Raw genomic sequence first — 15,476 nt, forward strand, 5'->3', positions numbered from 1 at the left:
CAGGCAATCGAGACCTTCAAGGAGCTTCACCGGTGTTCTCCCTGCATCCGCGCCTCGTGGCGCTCGCCCTTCTCGCGCCCGCGGCGCTCGCCGCGCAGGTGCCCGGCACGTTAGGCGCCCGCCCGCGCGACGCGGCGCGCGGCGTCACCGCCGGCGCGTACGACTCGTCGGCGTTCCGCGCGCTCCAGTGGCGGCTGATCGGCCCGTTCCGCGGCGGACGCGCGAACGCCGTCGCCGGCGTGCCGTCGCAGCCGCTCGTCTACTACGCGGGCTACACCGGCGGCGGCGTGTGGAAGACGGAGAACGCCGGCCACACGTGGCGACCCGTCTCCGACAGCGCGTTCCGCGTCGGCTCCATCGGCGCCATCGCCGTCGCCGAGTCGGATCCGAACGTCGTGTACGTCGGCACGGGCGAGCACGCGGTGCGGGGGCAGTCCTCGTCGTACGGCGACGGCGTCTACAAGTCCACCGACGCCGGCCGCACGTGGACGCGCGTCGGCCTCGACGCGACGCGGCAGATCTCCGCCGTGCGCGTGCATCCGCAGAACCCCGACGTCGTCTACGTCGCCGCGCAGGGCGACCGGTGGAAGCCCACGACGGACCGCGGCGTCTACCGCTCCACCGACGGTGGCCGGACGTGGACGCAGGTTCTCAAGGGGCCTAACGGCACCACCGGGCCGAGCGACCTGTCGATGGATCCGTCGAACCCGCGCATCCTGTACGCCGCGATGTGGGACCACCAGCGGCTGCCGTGGCAGGTGCGGAGCGGCGGCCCCGGGAGCGGCATCTGGAAGTCGACCGACGGCGGCGACACGTGGACGCGCCTGAGCGAGGGGCTGCCGAAGGTGATGGGAAAGATCGGCGTCGCGGTGTCGCCGGCGAGCCCCGACCGCGTCTACGCCATCGTGGAGGCCGACAAGGGCGGGCTCTATCGCTCCGACGACGCCGGCAAGACGTGGCGGCGGCTGAGCGAGGACCGGCTGATCCAGACGCGCGCGTGGTACTACATGAACGTGACGGCGGATCCGCAGAACGCCGACGTCGTGTACGTCATGAACGCGCCGATCGTGAAGTCGATCGACGGCGGACGCACGTTCCAGACGCTGCCGGCGACGCACGGCGACAACCACCAGCTCTGGATCAACCCGCGCGACGCCCGCTTTCTCGTCAACGCGAACGACGGCGGCGTGTCGGTGTCGCTCGACGGCGGCAGGAGCTGGAGCACGCAGGACAACCAGCCCACCGCGCAGTTCTACCACGTCATCAGCGACGACGAGTATCCGTACCGCCTCTACAGCGGGCAGCAGGACAACACGTCGGTGATGATCCGCACGCGCAGCGACGGCCCCGAGATCGGGGAGCGCGACTGGGACATCGGCCCCGGCTGCGAGAGCGCGAACATCGGCGTGAACCGCGCCGACCCGCGCTACGTCTACGGCGGCTGCTACCAGGGCATCTTCGAGGAGCTCGACACGCGCACGGATCTCACGCGCTCCATCATGCCGTGGCCCGCGCTGAACCTCACCGAGCCGACGAACGAGACGCGCTACCGCTTCAACTGGACCGCGCCGACGCTCGTCTCCGAGCACGACCCGAACGTCATCTACTTCGGCGGCAACGTGCTGTTCCGCACGACCGATCGCGGCCGGACGTGGGCACCCGCCTCACCCGATCTCACGCGCAACGACAAGGCGACGCAGGGACTCGGCGGCGTGCCGTTCACGAACGAGGGCGCCGGCGGCGAGGTGTACGGCACGATCGTGACCATCGAGGAGTCGCCGCTCGACCGCAACACGCTGTACGTCGGCACCGACGACGGCCTCGTGCAGCGCACGCGCGACGGGGGGCGCACGTGGACGAACGTGACGCCTAACGGCGTGGGCGTCGGGCTGGCGAACGAGATCGAGGCCTCGCCGCTCGACTCGGGCACCGTGTACCTCGCGTTCCGCATGGACCGCCACGGCGACTACGCGCCCTACGCGTTCAAGTCCTCCGACTACGGCCGCACGTGGACGCGCATCACGAACGGGCTGCGCGACGGCGAGCCGGTGCGCGTCGTGCGCGAGGACCGGCAGCGGCGCGGGCTCCTGTTCGCCGGCACCGAGACCGGCGCGTACGTGTCGTTCGACGGCGGCGCACACTGGCAGTCGCTGCAGCGCAACCTCCCCGCGGTGCCCGTCACCGACCTCGAGATCCGGCACGGCGATCTCTACGCGTCGACCGAGGGCCGCGCGTTCTGGGCGCTCGACGACCTCTCCGCGCTGCGACAGATGAACGACACGGTGGCGCGCGACTCGGTGCACCTGTTCGCGCCGCGGCGCGCGTTCCTCGCCGGCGGCCCCGCCGCGCCGACCACCACCGGCGGCCGCAACCCTCCGCCGGGCGCGAACGTCTACATCCTGCTCGCGAAGGCGCCCGACTCGTCGCAGACGGTGAAGCTCGAGGCGCTCGATTCCGCGGGCCGCGTGCTGCGCACCTACACGCGTCGGCCGAGCGGCGCGCCGGCGGCGTCGGCGCCTGACGCCGCGCCTAACGCCGGCCCGAACGCGGCGTCGCGGACGGCGCTCGACCTCAAGGCCGGGCTCAACGCGTTCCAGTGGGACCTGCGCGCCGACCCGCCGACGACGCTCCCCGGTAACATCAACGTCTGGGGCGGCACGACCACCGGCTATCGCGTGGCGCCCGGTCGCTATCAGATCCGCCTGACGGTGGGGAGCGTCGTCCAGACGCAGCCGCTCGAGGTGCGGCAGGACCCGCGCCTGCAGACGACCCCCGCCGAGGTCGCGGCGCGCGACTCGATCATGCGGGCGCTGAACGCGCGCGTCGGCGAGATCCACGACGCGTTGATCCGGCTGCGCGACGTGAAGGAGCAGGTCTCGCGCTTCGTCGACCGCGCGAAGGACGCGCCGAACGCCACCGCCATCCAGGCGAAGGGCAAGGCGATCGCCGCGACGATCGACTCGCTCGAGCCGAAGCTCTCCACGAAGGCCGCGAACGGGCAGGACGTCATCAACTACCGCAACGGCATCAACGCGCAGTACGCGTTCCTGCTCGGCAACGTGGAGCAGAACGACGTCGTGACGCAGCCGTCGCGCGAGCGGTTCGCGGAGCTCGAGCGGCTGTGGACCGCGCTCCGCGGCCAGGCCGACGCGGTGGTGCAGAGCGAGGTCGCGGCGTTCAACAAGCTGCTGCAGGACGGCGGCGTCGGCGGCGTCATCGTGCCGACCCCGAAGCCGAAGGTGGCGATGTGACGATGGGCTCTTCGTGTGAACCACAGAGGACGCAGCGGGCGCAGAGGAGAACCACTCTTGTTGGTTTCCTCTGCGTCCTCTGCGTCCTCTGTGGTTCGAACCCACAGCGCACCTTCGCTCAGCCTTCACCGCTCGACCACGCCCACGCGCACAACGACTACGAGCACGCGCGCCCGCTGCTGGGCGCCCTGGAGCTCGGCTACGGCAGCGTGGAGGCCGACGTGTGGCTCGTGAACGGCGCGCTGCTCGTCGCCCACGCCCGTGACAGCGTGCGCACCGACCGCACGCTCGAAGCGGTCTACCTCGAGCCGCTGCGCGCGTGGGTGGCCGCGCATGACGGAAGCGTGTACGCGGGGCGCCCGCCGCTCACGCTCCTCGTCGACGTGAAGTCGAACGCCGACTCCGCGTACGTCGTGCTGGATTCGGTGCTGCGCCGGTATGACGATCTGTTCACGTCGTGGCACGGCGACTCGGTGACCGAGCGCCCCGTGGTCGCCGTGATCTCCGGCGAGCGGCCGCTGGTCACGCTCCCGGCGAGCCGCGACCGGTGGGCCGCGCTCGACGGCCGCCTAACGGACCTCGGCGCGGCGCACGGCACCCCGGCCGCGGCGATGCCGCTCGTGAGCGACGACTGGAAGCACGTCACGAAGTGGCGCGGCGACGGCCCCGCGCCGGCGTCGGTGCGCCGCACCGTCGCGCGGCTCGTAACGCGCACGCACGCCGAAGGGCGGCGGCTCCGCTTCTGGGGCACGCCCGATCGCGTCGTCGTGTGGCGGCTGCTTCGTGACGCGGGCGTGGACTTCATCGGTGCCGACGATCTCAACGCGCTGCACGACTTTCTCGTAGGTCGTGACGGACGACGACCGTGAGTCGTCGGTCCCCGTTGGGAGCCGGGCCCGCGAGGGCCGGCCGACGGCCACCGAAGCCTCGTTTGCCGAAGCCGCATGATGATGCATCGCTCCGCGCGCCTCTCGCTCGTCGCGCTCCTCCTCGCCGTCGGCTGCGACCGGCAGGCGCCGCTCGACCCCGCGCCCGCGCCGTCGCGCCCGAGCGCCGATCTGCTCGGCACCGTCACCGGGGTGCTGACGCCGGTGGTGCAGCCGCTCCGACTGCTCGTCTGCACCGACGCTCCCGCGCTGTCCGCGACGGCGACCATCGGCCCCGACGGCGGCACGCTCGCGGCGGGCGGCTTCCGCGTCGACTTCCCGGCCGGCGCCGTCGCGAGCCCGCAGACGTTCACGCTCAGCGTGCCGGCGGGGCGCAACGTCGAGATCGACGTGCACGCGGCGGGCTACGAGCACTTCTGGTTCGCCACGCCGGTCACCGTCACGCTCGACGCGTCGCGCTGCGGGGTGCTGCCTTCGGGCCTGCAGGTGTGGAACGTGGACGAGGCGACGAAGGCGCCGATCGAGGCGATGGGCGGCGTGGTCGACGCGCTCACCGGCACGGTGCGGTTCCAGACGCCGCACTTCTCCGGCTACACGATCGCCTGGTGACGGCATGTCGATGACGACCGCGCCGAGTCCCGTGTACGCCCCGTCGCTCGAGGAGATCTGCGCGCGCGACGTGCACGAGGCGCTCGCGTGCGGTCGTCGGTTCGAGTCCGGGGGCGACGTGGCGCGCGCGCTCCGCGCGTACGGTGTCGCGCTGTCGCTCGCCGACACGCCGGCCCTGCGCGCCGAGGCGGTGCGCCGGGTCGGCGACGCGCACCGCGCGCGCGAGGCGTGGGACGACGCGCGCGCCGCGTACGACGAGAGCCTCGCCATCGCCCGCGCGCACGCGCTCGCCGAGCTCGAGGCCGAAGCGCTGAACGCCGCCGCGACGGTGGCCATCCTGCGCGGCGATGCGTTAGGCGCCGAGCCGCTGTTCCGTCGGGCGCTCGCGTGCCGGCCGGGGCCGCGTGTGCGTGGGCTCGCGCTCACGAACCTCGGTCTCTGCGCCGCGCGCGTGGGCGACCACGCGCGCGCGGTGGAGCTGTTCGCGGCGTCGCTCGACTGCTACCGCGAGGCGGGGTACGAGCGCGGCGTGCTCATGGCGATCAACAACGTCGCCGCGGCGCACATCGAGACGGGCGAGCCGGAGGCGGCGCTGCCGCTGCTGCGCGAGGCCGCGCACATCGCGCGCGACCTCGTCGAGCTCGACCTGCTCCTGCTCACCGCGCGCAACGAGGCCGAGGCGTGCCTCAAGCTCGGCCGGCTCGACGAGGCGGAGTCGCGCATCGGCATCGCGCTCGGCCACTTCTCCAGCGCCGGCGCGGAGAGTCGCCGCGCCGAGTGTCTCGTGATCCTCGGCGACGTGCTCCGCGCGCATCGCATGCCGCAGCAGGACGACGCGGCGACGCGCTGCTACGAGCGCGCCGCCGAGATCGCGGAATCGGCCGGCGCGGCCCACGTCGCCGCTCGCGCGCGAGCATCGTTGGGCGCGGCGGCCTAACGGCTGCACGCCGGCCCCGGGCCGAGCAGCGCGGCGTGCGGGCTCGCCGTGGTCATGCCGGTGAGGCGCACGTACACCGCGCCGCAGTTGTTCGACTCGTTCGCCTCGAGGATCGTGTCGTCCGGATCGGCCACCGTCTCCAGCACGTACAGCCCGTCCGCGAGCCCGTACACGTCGAGATACTGGTCCGGCAGGAACCAGTCGTAGACGTCGGCCCACCCCGCCGAGAGCCCCTGCAGCAGATAGCCGCCCGGCGTCGGCTCCAGGCACGCCGGCGCGCTGTAGGTGCGCGGCGCGTCCCCCTTCTCGCCCCACGCGTCGATCTCGATGTCGACGATGCAGAAGCTCACCTTGCGGCCCGTCGACGCCGGCGCGCCGATCGTTCCCACGCGGTGGCGCCGCGCGCGCAGCGGCGTCGTGCCGATCTTCTTCCCCGACGCGTCCGTGGCGAACAGCCGCGACAGCGCGAAGCCCGTGTAGTGGAAGTGCTGGTGCGTCGGATGGAACTCCCACGTGCCACCGGCGCGCGACGTCACGCTGCCGTCGCTGTGATACACGCGCTGCTCGATCGGCCCCGTCGGCTGCGACATCGGGTCGGCGGGCAGCAGGAAGCGGAACTCCAGCGGCCCCTCGCCCGCGTTCGCGAGCACCTGGTCGAAGCGCATGCACAGCCGCGCGCCCTCTTCCGCGATCTCGCTCGGGAAGCAGCTCGTCGTCGGCACGCCCGCCTCGAAGAAGATCGCCGGGGGCACGTCGAACGTGACGTTGCGCTGCGCGCGCGCCTGCAGATCGGGGAGCAGCGCGCGCGTCGGCTGCGGCTTCGGCGCGTACTCCACCTCGGCCAGCGCCTCGTACGGGATCTCCGGCGCGAGCGGGGTGCCGAACTGCGCGGCCATGTCGAAGTCGTACGCGACGTACACGCGGTACGCGCCGTTCGCCGGCGCGGGGAGCAGCACCGACTGCGCCGTGGCGATGATCCCTTCCGACGCGGCGACGCGCGCGCTGCCGCGGTAGACGTAGAGCTTCAGGTTGTTCCCGAAGCCGCTCCACCGCACGGCGATCTCCACGCCGCCCGGCTTGTTGCTCCACGCGCCGCTCGGCAGGTCGATCGCGAGGTCGAACCGATCGCACCAGACCGCGGCACATTCGGGGACCTCGCCGTTAGGCACCCCGTCCCGGAGCGCGGTGCCGGACCACGGCACCGGCTGGGCGGTGTTCTTCAGCGTCGCGGCCCCCGGCGCGGCCGCCAGCGAGGGCTCTCGCGGTGCGAGGGTGCTCGGCGCGTCGGGCACGCAGCCGGCGAGGGAGACGGCGAGGAGGGCGAGTCGGAAGGGACGCACGAGGATCTCCGCGAAAGGGACATCCTATAGGCGCAATCCGCCGCCCGATCCCGACACTCTCGAGGGCCGTGTGAATGAACCGCAGAGGACGCTCTGCGTCCTCTGCGGTTCAATGGTGTTCTCCGCGGCTTCGCGTGCGATCACCGAGCGCCGGCCCGCCGGTACACGCGCACCCAGTCCACCTCGAACCGCGCCGGGAATCTGGTGGCCGAGGGATCGCCGCCCTGCGTACCGCCGACCGCGAGGTTGAGGATCAGGTGCTGCGGCCGGCGGAGCGGGTTCACGCCGGTGCCGTCGCGGTTCGTCGTCGCGGCCAGGTCGGTGACGTTCAGCGTGCGGCCGTCGACCGAGAGGCGGATCGCGCGCTCGTCCCAGTCCATGCGCCAGACGTGGAAGTCGCGCGCCCATCGCGCGCCGCCTAACGAGTCGAGCGGGAGGCGCGAGTCGTCCCATGCCGCGGCGCCGTTCGAGTCGGCCCACGCCACGTTCGCGAGCAGCATGTTGCGGTAGTACTCCATGACGTCGATCTCGCCGCTCGCCGGCCACCGGCCGCTGTCGCCCACCGTCCAGAACGCGGGCCACATCCCGGGGCGCACGTCGATGCGCCCGCGCATCTCGAAGCGGCCGTAGCGCCACGAGCGGAGCCCGCGCGTCGTCACGCTCGCCGACGTGACGCGGATCGAGTCGCGGCCGCGACGCCAGTCGGTGCTCCCCGACACGTACGTCGGGTTCGGCCGCACCTCGCGCCGGGCCTCGATCACCAGCAGGCCTCCGCGCACGACCGCGTTCTCCGGCTGGTACCACTGCAGCTCGCGGTTCCGCACGAAGCCGCGCTCGTACGTCCAGCTCCGCGGATCCGGCGCGCCGTCGCGATCGAACTCGTCGGACCACACGAGCTCCCACCCCGGCTCCGGCGTGGCGTTAGGCGCTCGGCGGGCGCAGGAGACGCAGATCGCGAGGAGGGGGAGCAGGAGTCGGCGCATGGGCGATGTGAGACCACTCAGGAAAGGGTCGTCGTCAGCACCGTGCGAATCTCCTCTGCCCGCGGCGCGAACAGCGAGAGCTGGTCGGGATCCGCGAACACGACGTCGAAGTCCTCCGGCGCGAGCCCGCGCGCCAGCCGTGCCGCGTAGGTGTCGAGCAGCACGCGCGCGTAGTGCTCCACGTCGTAGTCGCGCGGGTCGGCGGCGTCGGCGCCACCGGCCTCGTCGCGCTCCGGCACCACGCCCGCGCCACCGCCCTGCGTGCGGTACACGCGCACGCGCTCGCCCACGCTCCAGTCCGAGCGGCCGCTCGCGAGCAGCGCCTCGTACGCGAGCTCGCGCCGCGACCCGCGCGACGCCGCGTACTGCGCCGGCGTCTTCGTCAGCCGCACGCGCGACGACACGTCGTGCGTCGGGATCGCCCGCGCGCGCAGCCGACCCAACGTGTCGAGGTACGCGTCGCGCACCCCCGCCACGTCGCCGGCGAGCAGCCGCTCGAGCGCGCGGCGCAGGAACGCGTCGCCGTACGGCTCCGCGCGGCTCGACCGGAACGCCACGCCGCGCAGCAGCAGCCGCCCGTCGTAGGTCAGCAGGGCGTAGTTCTTCGGCTCGTGCGACAGCATCGCCGCGTACCGTCCCTCGAACTCCAGCTTCACGAGCGGTGGCAGCAGCGCCGCGACCTCGGCCACCACGCGCCGTTCGTCGGCCTCGCTCCACGCGTCGGGGACGGCGAAGTACACGCCGTCGGTGTCCGCCTCGAGCAGCGTGACGCCGCGCGCCGCGAGCTCGCGGCACATCAGCCCGAGCGTCTCGCGGCCGCGGCGCGTCACCTCGTTCGCCGCGTGCACGTCGGCGAAACGCGTCAGCTCCCCGCCCGCGGCGAGATAGCCGTAGGCCGAGTTCACGACGATCTTCATCGCCGCCGACACCGCCTCCTGCGTGTGCCGCTCCGCCGATCCGGCCGGCGCGGCGCGCGCCGCGTCCTTCGCCTCCAGTCGCTGCGCCACGAGCCGGTCGACGATCGCGAGCAGCGCGCCGAGGTGGTCGCGCGCCGGCCCGATGCGGAAGGCGCGCATGAGCGACGGATACAGGCTCGCCACGTCCGCCTTCACGACGTGCCGCGCGACGCCGGTCGCGAACAGGTGCAGCGCGGCGCCGCTGTGCGGCGTCCCGTCGCCCGCCTCGTACGCCGGCAGCGCGGCACCCGCGCGCAGGTACGCGCGCACGAGCAGCGGGTCGATCACGCCCGTCGCCGCGCCGGCGTCGGCGAGCCGCTCGTAGCGGCGCGGCGCCATCCGGGCGAGCGCGAACGCGGCGCCGCCCAACACCCGCGCCAGCCCCGCGACTTCCTCCACGTCCGCGGTCGCGTAGCGGCGCACGCGCGCCGGGTCGGTGCGATACACGACGTGGATCTGGTCGCCGCGGATCAGCTCCCGCTCCGGCCCCGCGAGCCCGAAGTGGCGCGCCACCGCCTTCAGGCCGTGCCCCGGCAGCTCGCGCGCCCCGTGGTCGTAGCGGATCGTCGCGTCGAGCGTATCGATCAGCTCCCGCCCGGGCGCCACGTATCGGATGCGGTAATCGGGACTCGAGACTCGGGACTCGGGACTCGTGGGCTGCGGACTCCCGAGTCCCGAGTCCCGAGTCCCGAGTCCCGATGCTCGCACCCCGCGCCGTGCGCCGCGCTGCCGGAGCGGCCCGCCGACGCGGCCTAACGCGAGCGGCACGCCGAGCACCTGCGCGCGCCGCGCGACGAACGGGAGGTCGAAGCCGTGCAGGTTGTGGTTCTCGATCACGTCGGGGTCGGCCTCGGCGATCGTCGCGGCGAGTCGGCGAATGAGGTCCGCCTCCGCCGCGTCGCCGGTGCCGCGCGCCTCGATCGTGCCCACGCGTCCGTCGGGATGCCGCACGGCGACGAGGAAGATGCGGTCGCGCGCCGGGTCGAGCCCCGTCGTCTCGAGGTCGAACTGCAGCCGCCGCAGGTCGTCGAACGCGAGCCCGCGGAAGTACGTGCGCCCCGTCGCGACCAGGTACTGCTCGTCGGGCGGCAGCGAGAGCACGTGCGCATCGCCGAGGTCGCGGATCTGCCTAACGTTCTCGCCGAGCCGCCGCGACGCGCCGGCGAGCAGCGCGCGCGTGAGCGCGTTCCCGTCGTCGGCCGAGACGAGAAAGCGCAGCGCCCCCGGCCCGTCGAGCTCCCGCCACGCGAGCCCCGGCACCGCGGCGCCGCGCAGGTCGTCGAGCCGGTCGAGCAGCAGCCACGGACGGAACCGCTCGTCGTCGCGCTCGAGCACCTTCGTCTCCGGGTCCCGCCGCCACACGATCGCGCGTCCGTCCGCCTCCGCCCACACGGACACGATCCCCGGTGTCGGATCCCACCCCCACAGCCACTCGTCCTCGTTGGGCGCGGTCATGCGGGCCGGTCCGGGGATGCCTCACGCGGAGGCGGGGAGAACGCGGAGAACACCAAGAATAATTGGTCGTTCTCCGCGTTCTCCGCGCCTCCGCGCGCGACGTCAGGCCCCCGGCAGCGCCCGCAGCTCCGGCGTGGAAGGCAGCACGTGCACGTCCGCCGCCGGCAGCGCCGCCGCCTGGCTGGCGCGCGGCAGCTCCATGTGGTCGAGCTGCCCCGCCTTCAGCAGCGCGCGCTGACGCTCCAGCTCCAGCGACAGCGCCCGGTTCTCGATGCACATGCGGCGGTTCTCCTGCCGCAGCCGCTCGAGGCGCATGCGCTCCTCCGCCTCGCGCGTCGGCTCGCACGACGAGCAGTGCGCGAGCTCCGTCTCGTACAGCAGCCCGTCGGTGGGGATCGTCACGAGATGGTGATCGGTCTTCTGCTCCCCCGGCAGCGGCGCGTCGCCAAGCGACTGCTGCAGCCGCTTCCGGATCTCGTCGTTCACGCCCGCGACGTCGTTCACCGCGCGGAACGGCCCCTGGTTCCCGGCCCGCCACTCCACCGAGATCACGTGCGTCGTCACGTCGTACAGCTCGTTCACCCGGCGGATGTAGTACGTCACCGCGTAGCAGTGGTTGTCGTTGCGGAACGAGCGCTGTGTCGTGCTCACATGCTCCGCGTCCTCGAACGTGCTCACCACCACGCCGCGCTCCGCCTCCAGCGACTGCGACGCCGTGATGGCGAACTGCGTGAACTGCTCCGACACGCTGCTCACCGAGCCGCCGGTGGCGAGCGTCGTCTCCGACACGTCGGACTTGTCGATGGAGCCCGACGGCGCGCCGAAGAAGCCCGCCAGCCCGCCGCCCACCGAGAGCGAGCTGTCCGTCTCGCTCCGGGCCTTCGTGAGGAAGTCCGTGTACGACGACGCGCTCGTCGCGCGCCGCGACTGCGACAGCGCGCTCACCGTCTGCCGGAACGACGCGTGCACCGACAGTTGCTCGGTGTGCGACTTCACGCGGCGGTAGCGGTCGAACGTGTACAGCCGCACCTGCTCGCCGGGGAGCAGCGTCTGCGTGTAGAGCAGCGGCCCCTGCTGCCGGCCGAGCAGCCGCAGGCAGTGTTCGTAGGTGACGCGGATCTGGATGCGCCCCTCGTCGAACACGCGCGACTCGTAGAACATCATGCAGCGCTCGCGCGAGAGCCACGGGATCGGCTCGGGACCGCGGCACTCCTCGGGCGTCGGCTCGATGCACTCGCCGCCGCACCCCGAGCACTCGCGCTCCGCGGCGGCCCTGCCTAACGCGCATGCCGCGAGCAGCGCCCGCTCCACGTTGATGCGCCCGTAGCCCACCTCGGCGTTCCAGGTGCCGCTCGGCTTCGTGCCCACGTTCGCGTACGCGTACGTCGCCGGCGAGATCTTGTCGCACGTGCTCTCGATGAGCTGGCGCGTCTCGACGTTCGTGAGGTTCGGCCGCAGGCTCACGAGCAGCCCGGCGAGCCCCGCGACGTGCGGCGTGGCGGACGAGGTGCCGTTGAAGAAGTCGTAGTAGTCGCCCCCCGCGTAGCCGGCGGCGCCGAACCGGTCGGTGGTCGGGATCTCGAGGCACGGCGCGACGACGTCGATGTCCGGGCCGTAGCTCGCGCCCCACCACGCCTCGCTCGAGCTGTCGCCGATCCGCTTGCGCTCGTCGCTCCGGTTGCTGCCGCCGGCGCCGATCGTGCGCGCGTCGCTCCCTGGGAAGCGCGACACCGGGCCGTTCTCGTTCCCCGTCGCGGCGACGAGCACGAGCCCCTTGTCGTGCGCGTACTGCAGCGCGTCCTGGATGATCGCGAAGTCCCACATCATCCACGACGCGTACACGCCGAAGCTCATGCTCACCACGCGCGCGCCGTGGTCGGCGGCGAAGTACAGGCCCTCCACGATGTCGGCGTCGGCCCACGTCGCGGTGGCGATCGCCATCGTGCGCACGCCGCCGGCGACGCCGGCCACGCCGAGCGCGTTGTCGAGCCGCGCGCCGATGATTCCCGCGCACGCGGTGCCGTGGTTCCCCGTCGGGCCGCCGTTAGGCGTGTCGGTCGACGCGTTCCACGACTGCGGGTGCACGTCGAGGTCGGGGTGCGCGAGCTCGATCCCCTCGTCGAGCACCGCGACGGTGACGCTCGGCGACCCGCGCGCGATCTGCCAGCCGCGGGGCGCGTTGATGCGCTGCAGCCCCCACTGGATCGCGAACTCCGGGTCGCTCGGCGTCAGCTCCGACGTCGGCGGGCGGCAGCGTCCCGCGTCGGGACGATACGGGCCGTGCAGCGGATCGGTCGTCGGCGTCGGTGCCGTGACCACGTGACATTCCGGCGACAGGTACGGGATGTTCTCGAACCGCACGTCGCCCGGCGCGACGCCTGCGCCGATCTCGCGCGCGGCGCCGATCGCGCCGTCGACGCGCAGCGTGACGTAGCCGCGCAGCCGGTCGGGCGCCACGTCGAGCGGCGTCGACGCGCCGAGCTTCGCGACCCCGCCGGCCGCGTCGACCGCGCCGCGCTTCACGTAGATGCGCGTCGGGTTCACGGCGAACAGCGCGGGCACCTCGCGCGTCGCGGCGTCGGCACGCCAGGCCGGGCTCACCCACTCCACGAGCGGGCTCGCGTTCAGACGCTGCAGCTGTGCGCCGTCGAGCGCGCCGCCGTCGGCACCCTGCACCCACGACAGCGCGTCGGTGCGGTTCACGTGCAGCAGCGGACGCCGCTCTCCATCGGTCCCCGCGCCGGCGCTCGCGTGCGTTAGGCCCAGCTCGCGGAGCAGCGCGTCCTTCGTCTCCGCGTCGACGCCGGGCCGCCACTGCACCGCGGCACGTGTCGGGTCGCCCACGCACCGGCCGAACGCCGGGTGCCAGAGCTCGTTAGGCACGACGGGCGTCGGCTCGCTTTGCGTTGCCATGCTGCCTCCCCCGGCCGGTCTCCCGGCCACGACCACAGGTAATGCCCGGCGGACGATCGTCGTCGGCGCTCCGCCGGACGGATCGAACACGACATCGGCATCGAGTCGCGTTGGCCGGGGCTCCGCGTCGTTAGGCGGGAGGGGGTGGGCCCCGGCGGCGTGGCTAACATGCGCCGCCCCGGAGAACGTGGCAACGTTCCCCGGGGCGGCGGAGTCTTCCGTATGTGATTTTGCGTTACTTGCTGCTGCGATCGCCGCGGTCGCCCTGTCCCTTCTTCGACTCGGTCTTCGCGTGACGCTTGCGGTCCTGCGACAGCGAGCGGCCCACGTCGTCCTGCGAATCGGTGAAGCGTCCCTGCTCGTCGCGACGCACGTACCGCTTGTCGCCCTCGTGCGGCTCGATCAGCTCGCGCTCTCGTGCCATGGATCTGCCTCCTGCGGCTCGGGAAATCGACTTCGACCGAGAAAAAGGCAGAGCGCGTGCCGGCAGGCTCAGGCCATGTGGAATTCCTGCGCGAACGCGACGTCGAACGAGAACGTCTTCGCCCGGCTCCGCGTCTCCATCGCGTCGGCCACGCGGCGCAGCCGGTCGGGGATGCCGAGGATCTTCTCCTGCGCTCGCTTGCCCATCTCGTCGAGCCCGTCCAGCGCCTCGATCGCCCAGAACTTGATCTGCTCCTCGACGATCTTCAGGTAGTCGCGCGGCCCGTAGATCTCGGCGCGCCGGATCACGTCCGCCATCTCGCGGAAGTGCGGCATCGTGTAACCCGGCATGTCGATCGACGGCATGATCTCCGCCGCCGACGCGAGCCCGCGGTTCGGGTCGCGCGCCAGCACTTCCTTGAAGATCGTGCGGTAGAACGCGTAGTGCCGCGCCTCCTCCTTCGCCACGTTCGCGAGCACGGTGCCGATCGTCGGCTCGTACTCCCCGGCGAGCTTGCCGGTGTTCGCGTGGCTCACCTGCGTCGCGCGTTCCTGCAGCGACGTGTACACGAACACGCGGTACGGGTCCTTGTCCCACTCGGGATTGAACCCGGCCTTGAGATACTCGAACTGCATGCGCTCGAGCACCGGGTTGTCGAGGATGCGGCTCTCGCGCGCGTAGTCGTGCAGCACCGCGCCGTGCCGGTCCTCCTCGGCGGTCCACAGGTTCGTCCACCGCGACCAGAACGTGTCCCCGCCGAGGTACACGGCGAGCAGCCGGTGGAAGTGCGGCAGCCCTTCCTCGGTGAGGAGGTTCACCGCGAGCGCGATGCGCGCGGGGAGGCCGATGCCCCGCGCGCGCTCGCGCAGCGCGCGGGCGTGCGCGTCGGGGTCGGTGTCGGGAGCGGGAGCGAGCAGCTCGCTCGGGAACCAGAGGATGCGCTTCGCCTCGTGCACGTCCATCAGGGCGTGGACGACCTCTTCGAGGTCGGCGAGCACTTCCACCTTCGCCAACGTCTCCGCGGCGGGTTGGGCTATCGTGGTCATGCGGGGAATGTGCGCGGGCGGCGGTCGCGAAGCAAAGCGAAATGGAGCCGGCGACGATGAAAAGAGCGTGCCCGGCCGTGGCCGCGGGGGCCTGTGAAGCGCAGATTGTCGCGCATGCCGTCCCGTCCCGCGCCGTTCATCGTCCGCGACGCGCGCGCCGACGAGCGCGATGCGGTGCGCGAGCTCACGCTCCGCGCGTACGGCGAGTACGCCACGGTGATGGCGCCCGCGTCGTGGGCGGGCCTCGACGGCGCCGTGCGCTCGGCGCTCGCGTTCGACGGGCCGGTGGATCGCATCGTCGCGGTGCGCGACGAGTCGTTGCTCGGCAGCGTGCACCTGTTCCCGCCGGCGACCGACGCGTATGGCCACCTCGCGGCGCGCGCGCCGTGGCCCGAGCTGCGGCTGCTCGCCGTCGCGCCGGAGGGGCGCGGGCAGGGCGTCGGCCGCGCGCTCGTGGAGGAGTGCGCGCGTCGCGCCCGCGCGAGCGGCGCGGCGGCGCTCGGCCTCCACACGTCGGAGAGCATGCGCGTCGCGATGTCGCTCTACGAGCGCATGGGGTTCGAGCGCGCGCCCGACGCCGACTTCCAGCCGCCGGGGGCCGAGCTGGTCCGGGGCTACCGACTGCGCCTGGGCTGAGGGGCGACGTGACGAACGGCGATTGACGCCTCGGCCGTT

At 72.7% G+C, this 15,476-nt stretch carries 11 protein-coding genes; 5 read left to right on the forward strand and 6 right to left on the reverse strand.

What is annotated here, in order from left to right:
• The first annotated feature begins 32 nt into the window (after positions 1-32).
• From J421_RS05565 to J421_RS05580, 4 genes are all read left to right on the forward strand, one after another.
• Positions 33-3,251 carry a WD40/YVTN/BNR-like repeat-containing protein gene (locus J421_RS05565; protein ID WP_025410178.1) on the forward strand — a complete coding sequence of 1,073 codons (3,219 nt, stop codon included), beginning with the start codon at positions 33-35 and terminating at the stop codon, positions 3,249-3,251.
• Between the two features lie 209 nt (positions 3,252-3,460).
• On the forward strand, positions 3,461-4,120 hold the full coding sequence (locus tag J421_RS05570) for a PI-PLC domain-containing protein (protein ID WP_104022295.1): 660 nt from the start codon (positions 3,461-3,463) through the stop codon (positions 4,118-4,120).
• Positions 4,121-4,198: 78 nt separating this feature from the next.
• The gene (locus J421_RS05575; protein ID WP_148306168.1) at positions 4,199-4,747 is read left to right on the forward strand and encodes a hypothetical protein; all 549 of its coding nucleotides are present in this window, start codon (positions 4,199-4,201) and stop codon (positions 4,745-4,747) included.
• A gap of 4 nt (positions 4,748-4,751) precedes the next feature.
• A complete protein-coding gene (locus J421_RS05580) occupies positions 4,752-5,684 on the forward strand; it encodes a tetratricopeptide repeat protein (protein ID WP_025410181.1) in 933 nt (310 codons plus the stop codon).
• Here J421_RS05580 and J421_RS05585 read toward each other — a convergent pair.
• The 6 genes from J421_RS05585 to J421_RS05610 all read right to left on the reverse strand — a co-directional run bounded on the left by J421_RS05585 (position 5,681) and on the right by J421_RS05610 (position 14,801).
• Entirely contained in the window at positions 5,681-7,024 is a 1,344-nt protein-coding gene (locus J421_RS05585; protein WP_104022296.1) for a lysyl oxidase family protein, read from the reverse strand. The genes J421_RS05580 and J421_RS05585 overlap by 4 nt on opposite strands.
• Positions 7,025-7,164: 140 nt before the next feature.
• Positions 7,165-8,007 carry a glycoside hydrolase family 16 protein gene (locus J421_RS05590; protein WP_025410183.1) on the reverse strand — a complete coding sequence of 281 codons (843 nt, stop codon included), beginning with the start codon at positions 8,005-8,007 and terminating at the stop codon, positions 7,165-7,167.
• 17 nt (positions 8,008-8,024) lie between these two features.
• The gene (locus J421_RS05595; protein WP_025410184.1) at positions 8,025-10,418 is read right to left on the reverse strand and encodes a DNA polymerase domain-containing protein; all 2,394 of its coding nucleotides are present in this window, start codon (positions 10,416-10,418) and stop codon (positions 8,025-8,027) included.
• 102 nt (positions 10,419-10,520) lie between these two features.
• Entirely contained in the window at positions 10,521-13,331 is a 2,811-nt protein-coding gene (locus J421_RS05600; protein WP_025410185.1) for a S8 family serine peptidase, read from the reverse strand.
• A gap of 235 nt (positions 13,332-13,566) precedes the next feature.
• On the reverse strand, positions 13,567-13,755 hold the full coding sequence (locus J421_RS05605; protein WP_025410186.1) for a hypothetical protein: 189 nt from the start codon (positions 13,753-13,755) through the stop codon (positions 13,567-13,569).
• Between the two features lie 68 nt (positions 13,756-13,823).
• The gene (locus J421_RS05610) at positions 13,824-14,801 is read right to left on the reverse strand and encodes an acyl-ACP desaturase (RefSeq protein ID WP_236646287.1); all 978 of its coding nucleotides are present in this window, start codon (positions 14,799-14,801) and stop codon (positions 13,824-13,826) included.
• A gap of 114 nt (positions 14,802-14,915) precedes the next feature.
• Here J421_RS05610 and J421_RS05615 point away from each other — a divergent pair, with 114 nt between their 5' ends.
• Positions 14,916-15,437, forward strand: coding sequence for a GNAT family N-acetyltransferase (locus J421_RS05615; protein ID WP_104022297.1), 522 nt, complete (start codon positions 14,916-14,918; stop codon positions 15,435-15,437).
• Positions 15,438-15,476: the final 39 nt, after the last annotated feature.

The sequence above is a fragment of the Gemmatirosa kalamazoonensis genome, from assembly GCF_000522985.1.
Lineage (GTDB): Bacteria > Gemmatimonadota > Gemmatimonadetes > Gemmatimonadales > Gemmatimonadaceae > Gemmatirosa > Gemmatirosa kalamazoonensis.

Bases quoted from the DNA above. Each gene is read 5' to 3' on its own strand.
- J421_RS05600 (WP_025410185.1), bottom strand. From the start codon at position 13,331: ATGGCAACGCAAAGCGAGCCGACGCCCGTCGTGCCTAACGAGCTCTGG.
- J421_RS05610 (WP_236646287.1), bottom strand. From the start codon at position 14,801: ATGACCACGATAGCCCAACCCGCCGCGGAGACGTTGGCGAAGGTGGAA.
- J421_RS05615 (WP_104022297.1), top strand. From the start codon at position 14,916: ATGCCGTCCCGTCCCGCGCCGTTCATCGTCCGCGACGCGCGCGCCGAC.
- J421_RS05605 (WP_025410186.1), bottom strand. From the start codon at position 13,755: ATGGCACGAGAGCGCGAGCTGATCGAGCCGCACGAGGGCGACAAGCGG.
- J421_RS05580 (WP_025410181.1), top strand. From the start codon at position 4,752: ATGTCGATGACGACCGCGCCGAGTCCCGTGTACGCCCCGTCGCTCGAG.
- J421_RS05590 (WP_025410183.1), bottom strand. From the start codon at position 8,007: ATGCGCCGACTCCTGCTCCCCCTCCTCGCGATCTGCGTCTCCTGCGCC.
- J421_RS05595 (WP_025410184.1), bottom strand. From the start codon at position 10,418: ATGACCGCGCCCAACGAGGACGAGTGGCTGTGGGGGTGGGATCCGACA.
- J421_RS05575 (WP_148306168.1), top strand. From the start codon at position 4,199: ATGATGCATCGCTCCGCGCGCCTCTCGCTCGTCGCGCTCCTCCTCGCC.